General features: G+C 72.8%; 14 protein-coding genes and 1 tRNA gene. 7 read left to right on the forward strand and 8 right to left on the reverse strand.

Going from position 1 to position 16808, the window contains the following annotated elements; all coding sequences use genetic code 11:
• Nucleotides 1-2276 (reverse strand): DEAD/DEAH box helicase (locus GFJ45_RS10780; RefSeq protein ID WP_228386861.1); only part of this gene is annotated, 2276 nt, incomplete at its 3' end.
• A 73-nt stretch (nt 2277-2349) separates the two neighbouring features.
• Between GFJ45_RS10780 and GFJ45_RS10785 the strand changes: the two genes are divergently transcribed.
• On the forward strand, nt 2350-2772 hold the full coding sequence (locus GFJ45_RS10785; protein ID WP_153397045.1) for a pilus assembly protein CpaE: 423 nt from the start codon (nt 2350-2352) through the stop codon (nt 2770-2772).
• 65 nt (nt 2773-2837) lie between these two features.
• Here GFJ45_RS10785 and GFJ45_RS10790 read toward each other — a convergent pair whose 3' ends face one another.
• A complete protein-coding gene (locus GFJ45_RS10790; protein ID WP_228386863.1) occupies nt 2838-3488 on the reverse strand; it encodes a cysteine hydrolase family protein in 651 nt (216 codons plus the stop codon).
• On the reverse strand, nt 3481-5013 hold the full coding sequence (locus GFJ45_RS10795) for a purine-cytosine permease family protein (RefSeq protein ID WP_153397049.1): 1533 nt from the start codon (nt 5011-5013) through the stop codon (nt 3481-3483). The genes GFJ45_RS10790 and GFJ45_RS10795 overlap by 8 nt, the downstream gene beginning before the upstream one ends.
• 120 nt (nt 5014-5133) lie before the next feature.
• Here GFJ45_RS10795 and GFJ45_RS10800 point away from each other — a divergent pair, with 120 nt between their 5' ends.
• Nucleotides 5134-5784 carry a hypothetical protein gene (locus GFJ45_RS10800; protein WP_153397051.1) on the forward strand — a complete coding sequence of 217 codons (651 nt, stop codon included), beginning with the start codon at nt 5134-5136 and terminating at the stop codon, nt 5782-5784.
• Between the two features lie 20 nt (nt 5785-5804).
• Here the strand turns inward: GFJ45_RS10800 and GFJ45_RS10805 are convergent, their stop codons facing one another.
• The 3 genes from GFJ45_RS10805 to GFJ45_RS10815 are packed head-to-tail and all read right to left on the reverse strand — an operon-like array spanning nt 5805 to nt 8693.
• Nucleotides 5805-6257, reverse strand: coding sequence for an arsenate reductase ArsC (locus GFJ45_RS10805; RefSeq protein WP_153397053.1), 453 nt, complete (start codon nt 6255-6257; stop codon nt 5805-5807).
• Nucleotides 6244-7338 (reverse strand): ACR3 family arsenite efflux transporter, encoded by a 1095-nt coding sequence (gene arsB, locus GFJ45_RS10810; RefSeq protein ID WP_153397055.1) that lies wholly within the window; start codon nt 7336-7338, stop codon nt 6244-6246. Before arsB ends, GFJ45_RS10805 begins: the two co-directional genes overlap by 14 nt.
• Nucleotides 7335-8693, reverse strand: coding sequence for an FAD-dependent oxidoreductase (locus GFJ45_RS10815; protein WP_153397057.1), 1359 nt, complete (start codon nt 8691-8693; stop codon nt 7335-7337). Before GFJ45_RS10815 ends, arsB begins: the two co-directional genes overlap by 4 nt.
• 77 nt (nt 8694-8770) lie before the next feature.
• Between GFJ45_RS10815 and GFJ45_RS10820 the strand changes: the two genes are divergently transcribed.
• Nucleotides 8771-9136 carry an ArsR/SmtB family transcription factor gene (locus GFJ45_RS10820; protein ID WP_153397059.1) on the forward strand — a complete coding sequence of 122 codons (366 nt, stop codon included), beginning with the start codon at nt 8771-8773 and terminating at the stop codon, nt 9134-9136.
• Nucleotides 9137-9217: 81 nt separating this feature from the next.
• On the opposite strand, the gene GFJ45_RS10825 is transcribed toward GFJ45_RS10820, so the two are convergent.
• The gene (locus GFJ45_RS10825; protein WP_153397061.1) at nt 9218-10810 is read right to left on the reverse strand and encodes a M28 family metallopeptidase; all 1593 of its coding nucleotides are present in this window, start codon (nt 10808-10810) and stop codon (nt 9218-9220) included.
• Between the two features lie 227 nt (nt 10811-11037).
• Between GFJ45_RS10825 and GFJ45_RS10830 the strand changes: the two genes are divergently transcribed.
• Nucleotides 11038-11110: transfer RNA gene (locus GFJ45_RS10830), tRNA-Lys, on the forward strand.
• Between the two features lie 718 nt (nt 11111-11828).
• Here GFJ45_RS10830 and GFJ45_RS10835 read toward each other — a convergent pair.
• Nucleotides 11829-14543, reverse strand: a complete 2715-nt coding sequence (locus GFJ45_RS10835; RefSeq protein ID WP_194288623.1) for a helix-turn-helix transcriptional regulator — start codon at nt 14541-14543, stop codon at nt 11829-11831.
• Between the two features lie 142 nt (nt 14544-14685).
• On the opposite strand from GFJ45_RS10835, the gene GFJ45_RS10840 reads away from it, so the two are divergent.
• From GFJ45_RS10840 to GFJ45_RS10850, 3 genes are all read left to right on the forward strand, one after another.
• Nucleotides 14686-14922: a heavy-metal-associated domain-containing protein gene (locus GFJ45_RS10840; RefSeq protein WP_228386865.1), complete on the forward strand. Its 237-nt coding sequence runs from the start codon at nt 14686-14688 to the stop codon at nt 14920-14922.
• 23 nt (nt 14923-14945) lie between these two features.
• Nucleotides 14946-15749 carry an ABC transporter ATP-binding protein gene (locus GFJ45_RS10845; RefSeq protein WP_153397067.1) on the forward strand — a complete coding sequence of 268 codons (804 nt, stop codon included), beginning with the start codon at nt 14946-14948 and terminating at the stop codon, nt 15747-15749.
• Between the two features lie 5 nt (nt 15750-15754).
• A partial coding sequence (locus GFJ45_RS10850; protein ID WP_194288624.1) for an ABC transporter permease occupies nt 15755-16808 on the forward strand: 1054 nt, incomplete at its 3' end.

The following is a 16808-nucleotide window of genomic DNA, read 5'->3' on the forward strand; positions in this document are numbered from 1 at the left end:
GCCAGGCCGTCGACGTCGTCGCGGGCGGCCAGCTCGACCCGGCGGAACATCGCGTTGCGCACCATCACCCGGAACGCTCGCTCCTGGGCGGTCACCGGGCGCGGCGGCGGGGCCGGCGCACCCGCGGCGACCCGGGCCGCGACCTCGGCCACCCGGTCGGGGTCGGTCAGCGCCTCCCACTCGTCCAGCAGGCTGGAGTCGGTCTGCCGGATGGTCTCCCCGAGCCACTGGATCAGGTCGTCCAGCTCCTCGCTCCGGTAGGCCTCCGGCACGGTCTGCCGCAGGGCCCGGTAGGCGTCGGTGAGGTAGCGCAGCACCACGCCCTCGGAGCGGGCCAGCTGGTAGGAGGAGACCAGCTCGGTGAAGCTCATCGCGTGCTCGTACATCTCGCGCACGACCGACTTCGGTGACAGCGCGTCCTCGCGCACCCACGGGTGGGTCTGCCGGAAGATCTCCAGCGTCGCCTCGAGCAGCTCGGCCAGCGGCTGCGGCCAGCTGACGTGCTCCAGCTGCTCCATCCGCTGGTCGTAGTCCAGGCCGTCGGCCTTCATCTGCGCGACCGCCTCACCACGGGCCCGGTACCGCTGGGCCAGCAGCACCTGGCGCGGGTCCTCCAGCACCGCCTCGACGACCGAGACCACGTCCAGGGCGTAGGTCGGGGACTCCCGGTCCAGCACCTCCAGCGCGGCGACGGCGAACGGGGCGAGCGGCTGGTTGAGCGCGAAGTTGTCCTGCACCCCGCCGGTGAGCCGGACCGTGCGGCTCCCCTCCTCCGGCTGCTCGACCCGCTCCAGGACCCCGGTCTCCAGCATGCTGCGGCCCAGCGTGATGGCTCGTCGGGCGAGCCGCCGCTGCTCGCGGGGGTCCTCGTGGTTGTCGCGCAGCAGCCGCGACAGCGTCCGGACCGGGTCCCCCGGCTGGGTGGCGTGCCGGGCGACCACGTTGAGGATCATCGAGTGGTCCACCCGCATCCGAGAGCGCAGCTGCTCCGGCTCCGCGGTGACGAGCTTGTCGAAGGTCTCCTCGGTCCAGCTGACGAAGCCCTCCGGCGGCTTCTTGCGCTGCACCTTGCGCCGCTTCTTCGGGTCGTCACCGGCCTTGGCCAGGGCGCGGGCGTTCTCGATGGCGTGCTCGGGGGCCTGCACGACGACGTAGCCGCGGGTGTCGTACCCCGCCCGGCCGGCCCGGCCGGCGATCTGGTGGAACTCCCGGGCACGCAGCACCCGCTGCCGGGAGCCGTCGAACTTGGTGAGCCCGGTGAGCAGCACGGTGCGGATCGGGACGTTGATCCCGACACCGAGGGTGTCGGTGCCGCAGATGACTCGGAGCAGCCCGTCCTGGGCCAGCCGTTCCACCAGCCGCCGGTACCGCGGCAGCATGCCGGCGTGGTGCACCCCGATCCCCTGCCGGACCAGCCGAGACAGGGTGCGCCCGAAGCCGGCGGTGAAGCGGAAGGCGCCGATGCGCTCGGCAATCGCCTCCTTCTCGGCCCGGCCGACCAGGGTGAGGGAGGTGAGCGCCTTGGCGCGCTCCAGCGCCTCCTTCTGGGTGAAGTGCACGACGTACACCGGGGCCTTGTCCTCGTCCAGCAGCGTGCCGAGGGTCTCGGTGAGCGGGGTCATCACCCAGGAGAACTCCAGCGGCACCGGGCGCTCGGCCGAGGTCACGACCGCGGTCTCCCGGCCGGTGCGCCGGGTCAGGTCCTGGGCGAACCGGCCCACCTCGCCCAGCGTGGCCGACATCAGCAGGAACTGCGCCTGCGGCAGCTCGAGCAGCGGCACCTGCCAGGCCCAGCCGCGGTCGGGCTCGCCGTAGTAGTGGAACTCATCCATGACCACCAGGCCGACGTCGGCGGCGGGGCCCTCCCGCAGCGCGATGTTGGCCAGCACCTCGGCGGTGCAGCAGACGATGGGGGCGTCGGCGTTGACGGCGGCGTCCCCGGTGAGCATGCCGACGTTGTCGGCGCCGAACAGGTCGCACAGCGCGAAGAACTTCTCGCTCACCAGCGCCTTGATCGGCGCGGTGTAGAAGCTGACCCGGTCCTCGGCGAGCGCCTGCGCGTGGGCGGCGGTCGCCACCAGCGACTTCCCGGAGCCGGTGGGCGTGCCCAGGATGACGTTGTCTCCGGCGAGCAGCTCGATGATCGCCTCCTCCTGGTGCGGGTAGAGGCTGGTGCCCCGCTCCTGCGCCCAGCCGGCGAAGGCCTCGTACAGCTGGTCGGGGTCGACGCCGGAGGGGTCATCGGGCAGCAGGTCGGTGAGGGACATCGTCCCCATCCTCGCCCATCGGCGTCCCCCGCCGCGGGGCCCCGGACTGCGGGGCCCGCGCTGGTGCGGCGAGACTGGGGCCATGATCACGATCGCGCTCGCCCGCCAGCTGCAGGAGGCCGGCATGATCTGGTCCCCCATGCCCGGGGACCGGTTCGTCGTCACCTCCCCCGGCATGGAGGAGGACGTGTTCTACCTGGCGGACATGACCGTCGAGGTGCACCGGTTCGTCGGCGGCTCGGTGATCGGCTTCAACGGCGTCGCCGAGTGGGCGCTGGACTCGGTGGACCTGGAGGACACGCTCTGGCTGCCGCGGGAGGACCAGATGCGCGCGGTCCTCGGGCCGGCGTTCGTGCGGCTCGCCCGCGCCGACGGGCCGGTCGGGGCGGAGCGGGAGTACGTGGTCGTGGTCGACGTCGGCGGCCAGGAGGAGCAGGCCGCCCACCACGACGCCGAGTGCGCCTACGCACACGCGCTGCTGACCGTGCTGCGCTCCCAGGGCTGACTGGGGACACGGCGCCACCGGGAAGGGCGGAGGCTTCCGCCGGCTTCAGGTCCGGCAGGAGGGCCTCAGCCGGTTGCCCTGACCGAGGCGGGGGCGCAGTCGTCGCCGGCCTCGGCCGCCGCCTGCTCCAGCATCGGCAGCACCTCGTCAGTGCTGCGCAGCGCCGCCTGCGGGAAGTAGCCGGCCATCACCGACATCGCCGCCTCGTGGGCCTCGTCGGTCGAGCCGGCACAGCCGTCGGTGACCACGGTGACGCGGGCACCGTCGTCGACGGCGGGAAGCACCGTGGAGATCACGCAGCAGTCGGTCGCCACGCCGGCCACCACCAGGTGCGGGTCCGGCCCGGTCAGCTCGCGCATTTCCGCGGTCCACTTGCCGAAGGTCGGCGCCAGCACAGTGTGCGGCCACGACAGGTCGGCCAGCCGCTCGTCGAGGGCGAAGGTCGGGTGGTCGGCGGGCCGGTCGGCGAACTGGTACTCGCGGAAGTAGTCGCGCCAGGAGCCGTGCTTCTCCGTCTTAGGCACCCACCGGGTCAGCACCACCCGGTCGCCGAAGGCGGGCACCAGCCGGCGGACCGGCTCGACGATCTCCTCCCAGCGCGGCACCCGCCACTGCGAGGTGGGGTCGGTGAAGACCCGCTGCGGGTCGATGACCAGCAGCCAGGGGCGCTGCGGGCCCAGCGGGTCGGGGGCGGAGTGGGGCGTCACCTCAGGCACGAGACCCATCCTGCGGGGTGGGCTCCCCGACCGCGACCGGAACCGCCTGGCCGGCGGCCGCGTCCTCCCGGCGCACCCGGCCGGCCTGCAGGGCGGCGTAGCCGAGGAAGCCGATGACCAGCGCCACCAGCACACCCAGGTTCGCCCATGCCCAGTCACCGTCGCGGCCGCCGAGCGGGCCGAGCAGGTAGCCCTGCCAGTTGTTCCACGAGGCGGCCTCGGCGAACACGTTGATCACCAGGCCCCAGCCGACCACGCAGCCGAGCGCCATGACCGCCAGCGAGGTCCAGTTCCAGGCGCCGTAGCGGCCGGCCGGGTCGAACAGCGCACGGTCGTCGTAGTCGCGGCGCCGCAGCACGACGTCGGCCATCATGATCCCGGCCCAGGCCGCGACCGGGACGCCCAGGGTGATCAGGAAGCTCTGGAACGGGGCCAGGAAGCTCTCGGCGAAGAACACGACGTAGACGGTGCCGGCGGTCAGGATCATCCCGTCGACGAACGCCGCGGCGGGGCGGGGCATCCGGACCCCGAGGCTGAGCAGGGTGAGACCGGAGGAGTAGATGCCCAGGACCGCGCCGCTCACCAGCGCCAGCACGGCGGCGGCCAGGAACGGCACCAGCACCCACACCGGCAGGATGGTGGCCAGGGTGCCGATCGGGTCGTCGGCGATGCCGTCCATCAGCTCGGGACGGGAGCCGACCAGCAGCAGCCCGTAGAGCACCAGCAGGGTGGGAGCGAGGGCGCCGCCCACGGTGTTCCACAGCACGATGGCCCCGCCCGAGGCATCGCGGCGCTGGTAGCGGGACCAGTCGGCGGCGATGTTGATCCAGCCCAGCCCGAACCCGGTCATCAGCATCACCAGCGCGCCGATCACGGCCTGCGTGGAGCCGGTGGGCAGCTGCCCGACGGCGGCCAGGTCCACCTGGTCCATCGTCAGCAGGAGGTAGCCGACGGTGACGGCCCCGGTCAGCCAGGTCAGCACCGACTGCAGCCGCATGATCGTGTGGTAGCCGGCGACGGAGGCCCCGACCACGAGGGCGGCGATGACCCCGCAGGCGACCACCAGCGTGGTGGTGCCGCTGCTCCAGCCCAGGGCCGCGAAGACGGTGGCCGTGGCCAGCGTGGCCATGATGGTGAGGAACGTCTCCCAGCCGATGCTGACCAGCCAGGACACCACCCCGGGCAGCTTCTGCCCGTGGAAGCCGAAGGCCGCCCGGGTCATCACCATGGTGGGCGCCGAGCCGCGCTTGCCCGCCAGCGCGATCACGCCGCAGGCGGCGAACGACAGCACCACGCCGATGATGGTCACCGGGACCGCCTGGGCGAAGGAGATGCCGAAGCCGTAGACGAACGCGGCGTAGCTGACCCCGAACACGGAGACGTTCGCGGCGAACCACGGCCAGAACAGGTCGTGCGGCCGGGCGGTGCGCTCGGCCTCGGTGATGATCTCGATGCCGTTGAGCTCGACCAGGGGGCGGGCGGCAGTGCCGGGGGCGGTCCCGGTCGCGGCGGGGGACTCACTCATGGCCGGGAGCCTGCCACGGCCGCTGCTGCCGCGGATAGCCGCCCGGCGCGGGCCGGCCGGCCAGTAGGTTAGGGGCCGGGCGGTCGAGGCCCGCACGAGGGAGGCAGGAGGCAGGCACCGGTGGCCGACGAGGCAGGTCGTCGCGGGAGCGGTCGCGACCGCGAGCAGCACTGGGAGGAGCGGCTCGCGCTGCCCGTACTGGTCGCCGCCCTGGCCTCGGTGCCCGCCGTCTTCCTCACGCTGCTGGACCAGCCCTACGAGACAGTGGGCCGGGTCACCAACTGGGCGACCGGCGCGGTGCTCGTGGCCGAGACCGTGGTGCTGTTCGCCGTCTCCCAGGACAAGCGGGACTGGCTGCGGCGCCACCTCTGGCTGGTGCTGCTCACGGTGGCCGTGGTGGTGGCGGTCGTGCTGGCGATCGGCCCGGTGCAGCTGCTACGGCTGCTGCGGGTGGTGGGAGCGCTGCGGGTGGTGCGCGCCGGGCGGATCGTCAAGGCCGGGCGGATCCTGCGGGAGCGGGCCGGCTTGAGCGGTCGCTGGGCGCAGCTGCCGACGGTGGTGGCCTCGCTGCTGGTCGCCGCCTTCGTCGCGGTGGTGCTCTCGGACCCGACCTCGCGGACCCGGGAACTGATGGATGAGCTGCTGGGGCGCACCGGCGGCATGGTCGCGGCCGGCGTCGCGGGCCTGCTGCTGGCGGGTGCGACGTTCGTGGTGATGCGCCAGCGGCGACGCGACGAGGCCGAGAAGCGTGGTGCCGGGCAGCGCCAGTAGCCGCGGCGGAGCCGGTTCGGCTACCGCTGCCCCTCCGGGCCGGCGGGCAGCAGATCCTCGATGAGGGCCTGCACCCGTCGCCGGATCTCGTCGCGGATCGGCCGCACCGCCTCCAGCCCCTGACCGGCGGGGTCGTCCAGCTCCCAGTCCTCGTACCGCTTGCCCGGGAAGATGGGGCAGGCGTCGCCGCACCCCATCGTGATGACGACGTCGGAGTCCTGCACGGCCCCGGTGGTCAGCACCGTCGGCTGGTTGGCCGAGATGTCGATGCCTTCCTCGGCCATCGCCGCGACGGCCGCGGGGTTCACCTGGTCGGCCGGCTCGGAGCCGGCCGAGCGCACCTCGATGCGCCCCTGCGCGAGGTGCTGCAGGTAGCCGGCGGCCATCTGCGAGCGGCCGGCGTTGTGGACGCACACGAACAGGACGGAGGGCTGGTTCACGGTGGGCTCCTCGGACGGGTCAGGTTCGGACATGAGGGGTGTTCTCGCGCTGGGGGAACCGGTCGCGCAGCGCCAGCGCGACGTAGACCAGGCCCACGAGGACCGGCACCTCGATGAGGGGGCCGACCACGCCGGCCAGGGCCTGTCCGGAGGTGACGCCGAAGGTGGCGATGGCGACGGCGATGGCGAGCTCGAAGTTGTTGCCGGCCGCCGTGAACGCGAGCGCGGTGGTCCGCTCGTAGGACAACCCGAGCACGAGCCCGGCGGCCACACCGATCCCCCACATCAGCGCGAAGTAGGCGAGCAGCGGGACGGCGATGCGGGCGACGTCCCAGGGGCGGGAGGTGACCTGGTCGCCCTGCAGCGCGAACAGGATGACGATGGTGAAGAGCAGCCCGTACAGCGCCCACGGCGCCACCCGGGGAAGCAGCTCCTGCTCGTACCAGGCTCGCCCTCGTGCCCGCTCCCCCCAGACCCTGGAGAGCCAGCCGGCCACCAGCGGGATGCCCAGGAAGATGAGCACGGACCTGCCGATCTGCCAGGGGCTGACGTCCAGCCCGGCCTGCTCCAGGCCCAGCCACCCGGGGAGCACGGACAGGTAGAACCAGCCCATCGCGGCGAAGGCGACCACCTGGAACACCGAGTTGAGCGCGACCAGGACCGCCGCGGCCTCCCGGTCCCCGCAGGCCAGGTCGTTCCAGATGATGACCATGGCGATGCAGCGGGCCAGGCCGACGATGATCAGGCCGGTGCGGTACTCCGGCAGGTCCGGCAGCAGCGCCCACGCCAGCGCGAACATCAGCGCCGGCCCCACGACCCAGTTGAGCACCACGGAGCTGATGAGCATCCGCCGGTCGGCGACCACCGCGTCGAGCCGGTCATAGCGCACCTTGGCCAGGACGGGGTACATCATCACCAGCAGGCCCAGGGCGATCGGCAGCGAAACCCCGTCGACCTCCACCGCACCCAGCCACTCCCCCAGGCCGGGCACCAGCCGGCCCAGCAGCAGGCCGCCGACCATGGCTGCCCCGATCCACACCGGCAGGTACCTGTCGGTGCCGGACAGCCGGGCCGCCGGGCGAGTCTGACGGGGCGGGACCGTCCCGACGCTCACTGCGGCGCCCCGCTGCCGAGGCGCTGCAGCGTGAGCGGCTGGGCGCCGGCGGAGGTGCCGCAGCAGCCGCCGGCGCCCTCGGCCGGCTGCGACTCGTCGAACAGGCCGGCGCCGCCGCAGACCCCGGTGTCGGGCAGCCGCAGCTCGACGGCCGTCGCGGCCGCCAGGTCGTCGTCCAGGGCGGCCGCGATCGAGCGCACCTGCTCGTAGCCGGTCATCGCGAGGAAGGACGGGGCCCGGCCGTAGGACTTCATGCCCGCCAGGTAGAGGTCACCCTCCGGCTGGGCCAGGACGTCGTAGCCGTGCGGCTGCACCGAGCCGCACGAGTGCAGGTTGGGGTCGATGCCGGGGGCCAGCCGCGTCGGGGCCTGCAGCCGGTGGTCCAGGTCCAGCCGCACCTCGGACAGGAAGGTCAGGTCGGGCCGGAACCCGGTCGCGACGACCACCTCGTCGAGCGAGCCGACGCGGCGGCCGTCGGTGGCCACGAGGGCGACCCGGTCGGACCCGGACCCCTCCACGGCGGCCGTGCGGAAGCCGGTGACGACTTCGATCAGGCCCGCCTCGACGGCCCGGCGGACGGTCTGACCCAGCGCGCCGCGTGCGGGCAGCTCGTCCAGCTCACCCCCGCCGTAGCTGCTACCGACCGTGGCGCGGCGCAGCACCCACACCACCCGGGACCCCTCCGCCCACAGCGGTGCCGAGGTCAGCGCGATCAGCGCGGTCAGGGCCGACGCGCCCGAGCCGACGACCGCGGTCGCGCGCCCGGCGTACCGCGGCTCGTCGCGGGCCGGGTCAGGCATGCCGTACGAGATCCGGTGGGCGTGGGGTGCCTCCCCGGGGACCGGGTACCCCTCGGTCCCCAGCGGGTTGGGCCGGGTCCAGGTGCCGGAGCAGTCGACGACCGCACGGGCCAGCAGCCGGTCGGTGGAGCCGTCCGCGCGCTGGACGTGCAGCACGAACGGGTGCTCCTCCCGGCCCGAGTCCACCAGCAGGTCCCGGTCGCGCCGGGCGACGCCCAGCACCCGGTGCCCGGTGTGCACGTGCTCGGTCAGGACGGCCGCCAGCGGCTCGAGGTAGTCGCGCACCCACTCCCCGCCCGTGGGGTAGGTCGAGGGGTCCGGGCGGCGCCACCCGGTCGGCTCCAGCATCGCGACCGCTGCCGGGGACATGAGCTCGGACCACGGCGAGAACAGCCGCACGTGGGCCCAGTCCCGCACCGAGGCCCCCGGTCGGTCGCCCTGTTCCAGGACCACCACCGGCTGGCCTCGGCGGACCAGCTCGGCAGCCGCCGCCAGGCCGATGGGCCCCGCGCCGATGACAGCGACGGGCAGGGTGGTGCTGGCGGGTGCTGACATGGGTCGCTCCTCTGATTCGATGAACCTCGATACAGTGTGATCTTGCACCGCACATCGACGAATGTCAATATAGACGGGTGACCCATACTTCGCCGGTTCCGCACCGGGCCCCCGACGCCCAGGCGTGTGGGCCGTCGTGCTGCCCGCCGGAGGGGCTGCCGCAAGATGAGGCCGAGCGCCTCTCGGGCCTGCTCAAGGCGCTGGCCGACCCCGTCCGGCTCCGGCTGTACTCCCGGATCGCCAGCGTCGACGAGGTGTGTGTCTGTGACCTCGGCGAGGTCGGGGTCTCCCAGCCCACCGTCTCGCACCACCTGCGCAAGCTGCGCGAGGCGGGTTTGATCGCGAGCGAGCGGCGCGGCACCTGGGTCTACTACCGGACCATGCCCGAGGCCCTCGCCCCGCTCGCGCACCTGCCGCACTGGAGCCCCGCGGGCGTCAGCTGACGCCACGCGGTAGCGGCCCCTGAACGCGAGCCGCCGCCCGGACCGAGTCGTCGGTCCGGGCGGCGGCCTGGTCGCCGGTGGCTACTCGGTCACCGGGTCGTGGTCGTGGTCGTGCGGGCCGTCACCGCCCAGCGGGCCGGCGAAGGTGTGCTCCGGGCCGGCCGGCTCCGGGATCTCGAACTTGCCCGGGACCGGCTTGCCGACGACCCCGTTGACGTCCTCGGTGGAGTAGGCGTAGGTCATCACCGCGAACGCCACCGCGTCCGAGTTCACCTCAAGCGCGTGGTGGCTGAGGTTCTCGATGGTGTCGCAGACCAGGTGGTAGCAGGGGTCGAACTGGGCGCCCGCGGTGCCGCCCCAGATGGCCTCCTGCTCCTCGGTCTTGACGACCTCGGCGCCGGTGAACAGCCCGCTGGAGGGGATGCCGTTGTTGATGAACGCCTGGTAGTCGCTGCGACCGCTGAACGCTGAGTCGTCGTAGGGCTCACCACGCAGCGTGTAGAACGACTCGAACAGCGACTCGATCGCCTCCGAGCCCTCGGGGACCGGGACCGGCGCCTCGAAGCTGGACTCGTTGGCGTCGTACACCTGGAAGACGTAGTTCGGCGAACCGATCATGTCGAAGTTCAGGTACAGCGCGATCCGGTCGAGCTCCTCCTGGGACTGCTGCCCGACCCACTCGGTGGAGCCGATGAGGCCGAGCTCCTCCGCGCCCCACCACGCGAACCGCACGGTGTTCTCCGGCCGCAGCTTGCCCATGACCTGCGCGATCTCCAGCAGCGCGGACGAGCCGCTGCCGTTGTCGTTGATGCCCGGTCCGGCCATGACGGAGTCCAGGTGGGCCCCGGCCATCACCACGTTGTCCGGGTTGTCCCCGGCCAGCTCACCGATGACGTTGTAGGACGTGCGGGTCACGAAGTCGACCATCACGCGCGCGGTGGAGCCTGTCTCGGACAACCCGACACCGCTGTCGTGCGAGGTCGCCACGACGGGAATGTCGAAGTCGATGCCCAGCGTGATGTTGTCCAGCAGGCCCTCGTTGCCCGGCGTGCCGGTGTTGAAGATGACGACCGCCTCCGCGCCGGCGTCGACGGCGTTCTGCACCTTGTCCTGGAAGGCGCAGGCACCTCGCTGGATCAGCGCGACGTCGGAACTGCCCGAGAGGTTCAGTCCTGCGAAGTCGGTCGCCTCACAGCCGCTCGTGGAGGCGGCAGGGTCGGCCAGGCTCAGGTCGACGGGGATGACCTCACCGGTCACGTCACCCTCTCCGGTGCCGGTGACCCGGGTTCCCACGGCGTGCGTCTGGTCGGTCGGAGTGAGCTGGTGCAGCAGGTTGTCCACGCCCGGGTAACCGAACTCCACCACCTCGGCGTCCCAGCCGGCCTCCTGCAGGACGTCGACCACGTAGTCGACGCTCGCCTCGTAGCCGGGGGTCTGGTCCGCGCGCGTCCCGCCGTTGGCGTCCGCGATGGCCTGGAACGCTTCCTGGTGCTCCATCACGCCTTCCAGGCGGACGCACTCCAGCAGCTTGGCGTAGGTGTTGTTGGTCCGGTTGTCACAGGCCTGGCCACTGGGGGCGGCACCAGACGGTGCCGCGGCCAGCCCGAGGCCGACCAGGGCGGCTGTGGCCCCACCAGCCACGAGCCTGCGCGAGGGGAAGAGGGAGAAGGGCATCATTGACCTCCGATGAGAAACAGGAAAGCGAGCCAACGGCTCGGGAATCGCACGCTACTCCTGAGGCAGGTGACCGTCTATGCCCTGCGGCCGGACAGCAGGTCGAGCTGGCGTGCCTCGACCCGACCGGAGCAGTCGAACGGGCTGCGACGTACGCTGACCGGCACGTGGCTGCAGGCGGCAGCCCCTCGGGCTCCCTGAGGGAACGCCCCGATGCCAGCCTGCGCGGGCCTCTAGCTCAATGGGCAGAGCTGCGGACTTTTAATCCGTAGGTTGTGGGTTCGAGTCCCACGGGGCCCACTCTCTACCCGTGCTGGTCAGCAGCATGGGCGCGCGCGACCTCACCGTCCAGGCCCACCCCGGTGCTAGCGATCTGCTAACTCTCTCCGCAGACACTCGCGCGAAGCACGACGTCGCTCGCGCGGCTGCCGTCATCGGGGACTCTGCCGTTACGCACCGGCGAGCTGGCCGCCAGCCTCATCACAGGTCATCCGCCACGGGATCAGTCACGGCAACCAGAGCAGCGCCTCGAGGCTCTTGACATCCAGGCCCACAGCAAGGGGGTGGCTCCCAGCGTCCGACCCCCGAAGGGTCTTCACCGCCCGGAGGACGCTGGGTAAGGTCGTTGTGTCCCAAGTCACACCGACATGGAGGAGGGCACCATGCGTGTCCCACGCGTAGCCATGATTGCCGCACTGGCGATTCCGGTGTCCGTCGCGGGTCCCGCCGCCACGGGCGCCCCGGACGTCTACCACGGCTCTTGCGAGCGTTACGGTCAGTCGTGGGCCGTATGGGCCCGGGGGGAGTTGCCGGCGGAGTTCGGAAGCCCCGGCACGGTCATGCCCGAGCTCGCCAGGAGCGGACCAGGTGCCGCCGCCGCCTTCCTGCACATGGAGATGACCGAAGAGGTCGAGGGCCTCCCGGGGACGCCGCTCTGCGACCCGCACCCGAGGCACGGCAACTAGTTGTACTGGTTGGGCAGGTCGTCAAGCGGGTGACCGACGGGGCCCGCCCGGGCTCAGCCGAGCGGCACGTGCGCCAGCTCGGCCCGCGAGGTGATGCCGAGCTTCGTGAACACGTTGCGCAGGTGGAAGTCAACGGTGCGGGGGCTGACGAACAACGTGGCCGCCACCTCTCGCGTGGGCAGCCCCTGCGCCACCAGCGTCGCCACTCTGAGCTCGGTCGGGGTCAGGCGCGGTGCTGACCCCTCCTCGGGACGCCCTCTGCTGACGCGTTCCCCGGACGCGCGCAGCTCCTCAGCAGCGCGCTCGGCCCAGCGTCGAGAACCGACGTCCTCGAACGTCTGCAGGGCTGCCCGAAGATGGGGCCGGGCGTCCACCCGTCGCCGTCGCCGACGAAGCCACTCTCCGTAGGCAAGGTGCGTGCGGGCGGCGTCGACCCGTCGTGCTGACTGTGCGTGCAGGGTCAGCGCCCGGGCGAAGTGAGCCTCGACGCCCTCCGCAGGCTCACCCAGCAGCGCCCGGCCGTGCTCCACGACGGCGCCCGCCCACGGGGAGCCCGTCCCGTGGGCGTAGGCGGCGAGCTGCTCCAGCCACTGGTGGGCGAGGTCCTGCCGGCCGGCCGCGACGGCCGTCTCGACCCGGTCCAGGGCAACGAGCCGCTCGGCGAACCCGTGCGCCATCCGCTGGTAGTGATGCACTGCCGTTGCCGGCGAGTCCGCCAGCACGGCCCGGGTCCACAGCACCTGGTCCCTGACCGATGCCGCGGTCGACCCGAGCGGCCCCTCGGCGACCGTCCGTTCCAGGTCGGCCAGGCGATCGGGCGCGTCGGCGTCACCGCGCAGTGCGCTCGACAGCGCCAGCCACGCCCGGGGCATGGCGGCCAGGGCCGGACGTCCAGTCGCCTGCGCCAGGTCGAGCGCCTCCCGGGCACCGGCCGCGAGCTCGTCCCACCTCCCCAGGACGGCGTCCACACCACCTCTGCGGGTCAGGGCGTAGAGGATCATGATCAGGGAGCCCTGCTCGCGGGCCACATCCAGCAGGCGCTCGTGCAGCCGTAGGGCGACGTCGTCGACGGCGAGGTGCATGGCGGCCAGGGCGAGGTTCGGCAGCGGACCGTCGAGCGCCACCTCTGCGTCGTCCACGTCCGTCTCGGCGGCCGCGACCGCTTCGGCTGCCTCCCGCCACTGGTGCTGAGAGATGTGGACGAACGCCTTGAGTACCTCCCCCACGCATCGCTCCCTGGCGGTTGTCGGCTCGCCGACCAGGCTGAGCGGGTCCGTGTAGGGCTCGATGGGCACCATCGCCTGCAGCGAGGCCGCGAACATGGCCATCCCCCGCGCTCGGGCGGCGTCGTGAGGTGCGACTGTTGCCGCCTCGTCGAGCAGGCGCCGGTGCGCCAGCCCCACCGACCCGGTGTTCCACTCGATACGGGCGCGCAGCAGCGCAGCGTCGGCGCGCTGGAGCGGTTCGTCCAGGGACAGCAGCGCGCCGTCGGCGAGGCTCGCCGCGCGGTCGGGCCGCCCGGCGGTCCACGCCTCGGCCGCGGCTTCGTACAGCCGTCGGCCACGGTCGGCCGGCTCGAGCGTGAGCTCGGCGGCACGTTCCCAGGCAGCGGAGGCGGCCTCATGACCGCCGACGGCGACCGAGCGCCGGGCCGATGCCTCCAGCTCGGCCACGACCGTCTCGTCCGGGTGGTCGGCCGCGGCGGCCAGGTGCCAGGCGCGGCGGTCAGCGTCCTGGGGAGGCAGCTGGGCGGCCAGGGCGGCGTGCGCCTGGCGGCGCTCCGACGTCGTCGCACCGGCGTAGATGGCAGACCGCACCAGCGGGTGCCGCAGCTCCACCCGCGTGCCGTCCCGCCGAAGCAGCCCGGAACGCTCCACGGCGTCGAACGACTCGGCTGCAGCGCCGAGACGGCGGGCCGCATCACGCACGAGGCCAAGGTCACCGGAGTCGTCGGTGGCGGCGACGAGCAGGACCGTGCGGGCCCCCGGGTCCAAGCGGTGGTACCTGTCCAGGAACCCCGCTTCCACACCCTTGGTCAGCGGGAGCAGGCTCGGCACCGGCGTGACGCCTGCCAGTACGTCGGCGCCCAGGCTGACTGCCAGCTCGGCGAGGGCGAGGGCGTTGCCGCCCGTGCCGGCATGCAGCCGGTCGGCCACGTCCGGCGAGACCTCGACGCCGGCGAGGCTTCCGAGCAGCGTGCGCGTCCCTGCCGGGTCCAGTCCGGTCACGGCGAGCGTCGGTAGGTCCACCGGCTCGGCGAGATGGTCCTCGCGCGCGGCCAGCAGCAGGGCCAGCCGCTCCCCCTCCGTCCGGCGCGCCACGAACAGGAGGGCTTCCCTCGACGCGGCATCCACCCAGTGCAGGTCATCCACCACGACGAGGGTGGGCACCGTGGTCGCGGTGTCGGACAGCAGGGTCAGGACCGCGAGGTACACCAGGAACCGGTCGGTCGCACCGGAGTCGGGCTCGTCGCTCAGGCCCAGCGCGTGACCCAGCGCACTCGCCTGGCGTGGCGGCAGGGTCGGGAGCTCGCGCAGCAGCGGCCGCAGCAGCCGGTGCAGCGCCGCGAACGGCAGCGGTGACTCGGACTCCACCCCGCGCACCCTCATGACGCGCATGTCGGTGGCTGACCTTGCCGCGTCGGCCAGGAGCACCGACTTGCCGGCTCCCGGCTCCCCCTGCACCAGGATCGCGGCCCCTTCGCCACGTCGCGCCGCGTCCAGGACCGTGGCCAGCCTCGCCCGCTCGGCGCTCCGTCCGACGATCACGCGACGAAGCATATGGGGACGCTCCGGCGCTGGTGAGGAGGGGCAGGTGTGCGAATCCCGGTGATTTCACCGGCGCGACGGCAGGGCCCGGACGGGGAGTCTCGAAGGACCAGCACACCGCCCACATCGAGGAGTACCCGTGATGTCGTCCACCCCGCGGATCTTCGTCGGCGCCGCCACCATCCGCGTGGCCGGCGCCGTCTGCGGCCACTGTCTGGACGCCGTCCAGGCGTCCGTGCGCCAGCTCCCCGGCGTCCGCTCGGTCGCCGTGGACCAGGTGGCGTGCACCGTCACGGTCGTTGCCGACCGGCCCGTCGACCTCACCGACGTCGATGCCGCCGTGTCACGCGCCGGCCACAGCACCGTCCCCCTCCACTGAATCCGACGCAGAAGGCAGGAACCATGACCAGCACACCACTCACCAGCACCGCCGCGACCGTCGCGGACGGCGTGCGATCCGCACCTCCCGCGGCGACCGCCACCGGTGTCGTCAAGATCTACGGACGCGGCACCACCGAGGTCCGCGCCCTGGCGGGCGCCAGCCTCGTCATCCCCACCGGGGAGCTGACGGCCGTCATGGGGCCCTCGGGCTCGGGCAAGTCCACCCTCATGCAGACGATGGCCGGCCTCGACACGGTCGACGAGGGCTCCATCCGGCTGGGTGGCACCGAGGTGACCGAGCTCTCCGAGAAGGAGCGCACGCTACTGCGACGGCAGCGCATCGGCTTCGTCTTTCAGAGCTTCAACCTCGTGCCCTCGCTGACGGCGCGGGAGAACATCACCCTGCCGCTTCGGCTCGCCGGACGGTCGGCCGACCCTGCCTGGCTCGACGAGCTCGTCGCGACGCTGGGTCTGGGCGACCGCCTCGCTCACCGGCCCAGCGAGCTGTCGGGCGGCCAGCAGCAGCGGGTGGCCGTCGCCCGGGCGCTGGTCACCCGGCCGGAGATCGTGTTCGCCGACGAGCCGACCGGCAACCTCGACTCCCACCACGGGCACGCCTTGCTGGCCTTTCTGCGACGAGCTGCGCGTGAGTTCGGGCAGACCGTCGTCATGGTCACCCACGACGCCACGGCGGCGTCGTACGCGAACCGGGTCGTCTTCCTCGCCGACGGCCGCGTCGTCGGCGACCTGACCGAGCCCACCGTCCCGGCTGTCATGACCCGGATGGCCGGGCTCCAGCAGCCCGCGCCGCAGGCAGGGCGGTGAGCGTCATGTGGCACCTGACACTGCGCAACCTGCTGGCCCACCGCGGCCGGTTCGCCCTCACGCTGCTCGCGGTCGTCCTGTCGGTGACCTTCATCTCCGGCAGCCTGATGCTGACCGACACCTCCGAGCGGCTGCTCGACGACCAGTTCCGGGCCGCCTCCGCGGGTGTCGACATCACGGTCCGCGACGCTGCCGCCTTCGACTCTGCCATGGGCGTCGAGGTCGAGCGGGACCCGTTGCCTTCAAACCTCGTTGAGCGGGTGGCTCAGGCGCCCGGGGTGGGCGATGTCCGTCCGGTGGCCGACGGGCAGGGCGTGCTCGAGGTGGACGGCGAGGCGGTCGTCCCCACGGGGCCCTCCCTCCTGTCCTCCTACTCGCCCGAGCCGTTCGGCGCGTTCACCGTGCGCGAGGGACGTGCGCCGGAGCGCACCGGCGAGGTGGCCATCGATGTCGCCACCGCCCGCACCGCCGGTGTCGAGCCCGGGGACACCGTCGCGGTCCTCACCGACCGGCGCACCGCCCTCCGCGTCGTCGGGCTGGTCGGCTTCGCCGACGAGGACGGGATGCCGGGCGCCACCGTGGCACTGGTCCCGCTGGCGGAGGCGCAACACATGCTGGGGCTGTCCGGCGGCTACTCCGAGCTGCTGGTCACGACCGCGGACGGCGCGTCGGTCGAGGAGGTCCTCGCCGGGCTGCGCTCGGCGCTCGGCGAGCGGTATGCGGTCGCCTCCGCGCAGGACTCCGCGGCAGCCAGCGCCTCCGCCGCGCAGGAGCAGATCGGCTCCCTCGGTCTGGTGCTCACCGCCATGTCAGCGGCGGCCCTGCTCGTCGGCGCGATGCTGATCGCCAACACCTTCGCGATCGTCACCAACCAGCGGCGCCGCGAGATCGCCCTGCTGCGCGCCGCTGGAGCGACCTCCGGCCAGGTGAGCAGGTCCGTGCTCGGTGAGGCGCTGGTCGTCGGGGTCGTGGGCTCCGCGCTCGGGATCGCGCTCGGGGCGCTGGCCGCCGACGGGCTGCGGAGCCTCAGCGCGGCCTTCGGGACCGCCCTGCCCGACG

The sequence above is a fragment of the Ornithinicoccus halotolerans genome, from assembly GCF_009602535.1.
GTDB lineage: Bacteria > Actinomycetota > Actinomycetes > Actinomycetales > Dermatophilaceae > Ornithinicoccus > Ornithinicoccus halotolerans.

Excerpts from the sequence above, each read along its gene's own strand:
- GFJ45_RS10795 (WP_153397049.1), bottom strand. The coding sequence starts at position 5,013 with ATGAGTGAGTCCCCCGCCGCGACCGGGACCGCCCCCGGCACTGCCGCC.
- GFJ45_RS10825 (WP_153397061.1), bottom strand. The coding sequence starts at position 10,810 with ATGCCCTTCTCCCTCTTCCCCTCGCGCAGGCTCGTGGCTGGTGGGGCC.
- GFJ45_RS10785 (WP_153397045.1), top strand. The coding sequence starts at position 2,350 with ATGATCACGATCGCGCTCGCCCGCCAGCTGCAGGAGGCCGGCATGATC.
- GFJ45_RS10815 (WP_153397057.1), bottom strand. The coding sequence starts at position 8,693 with ATGTCAGCACCCGCCAGCACCACCCTGCCCGTCGCTGTCATCGGCGCG.
- GFJ45_RS10840 (WP_228386865.1), top strand. The coding sequence starts at position 14,686 with ATGTCGTCCACCCCGCGGATCTTCGTCGGCGCCGCCACCATCCGCGTG.
- GFJ45_RS10845 (WP_153397067.1), top strand. The coding sequence starts at position 14,946 with ATGACCAGCACACCACTCACCAGCACCGCCGCGACCGTCGCGGACGGC.
- GFJ45_RS10805 (WP_153397053.1), bottom strand. The coding sequence starts at position 6,257 with ATGTCCGAACCTGACCCGTCCGAGGAGCCCACCGTGAACCAGCCCTCC.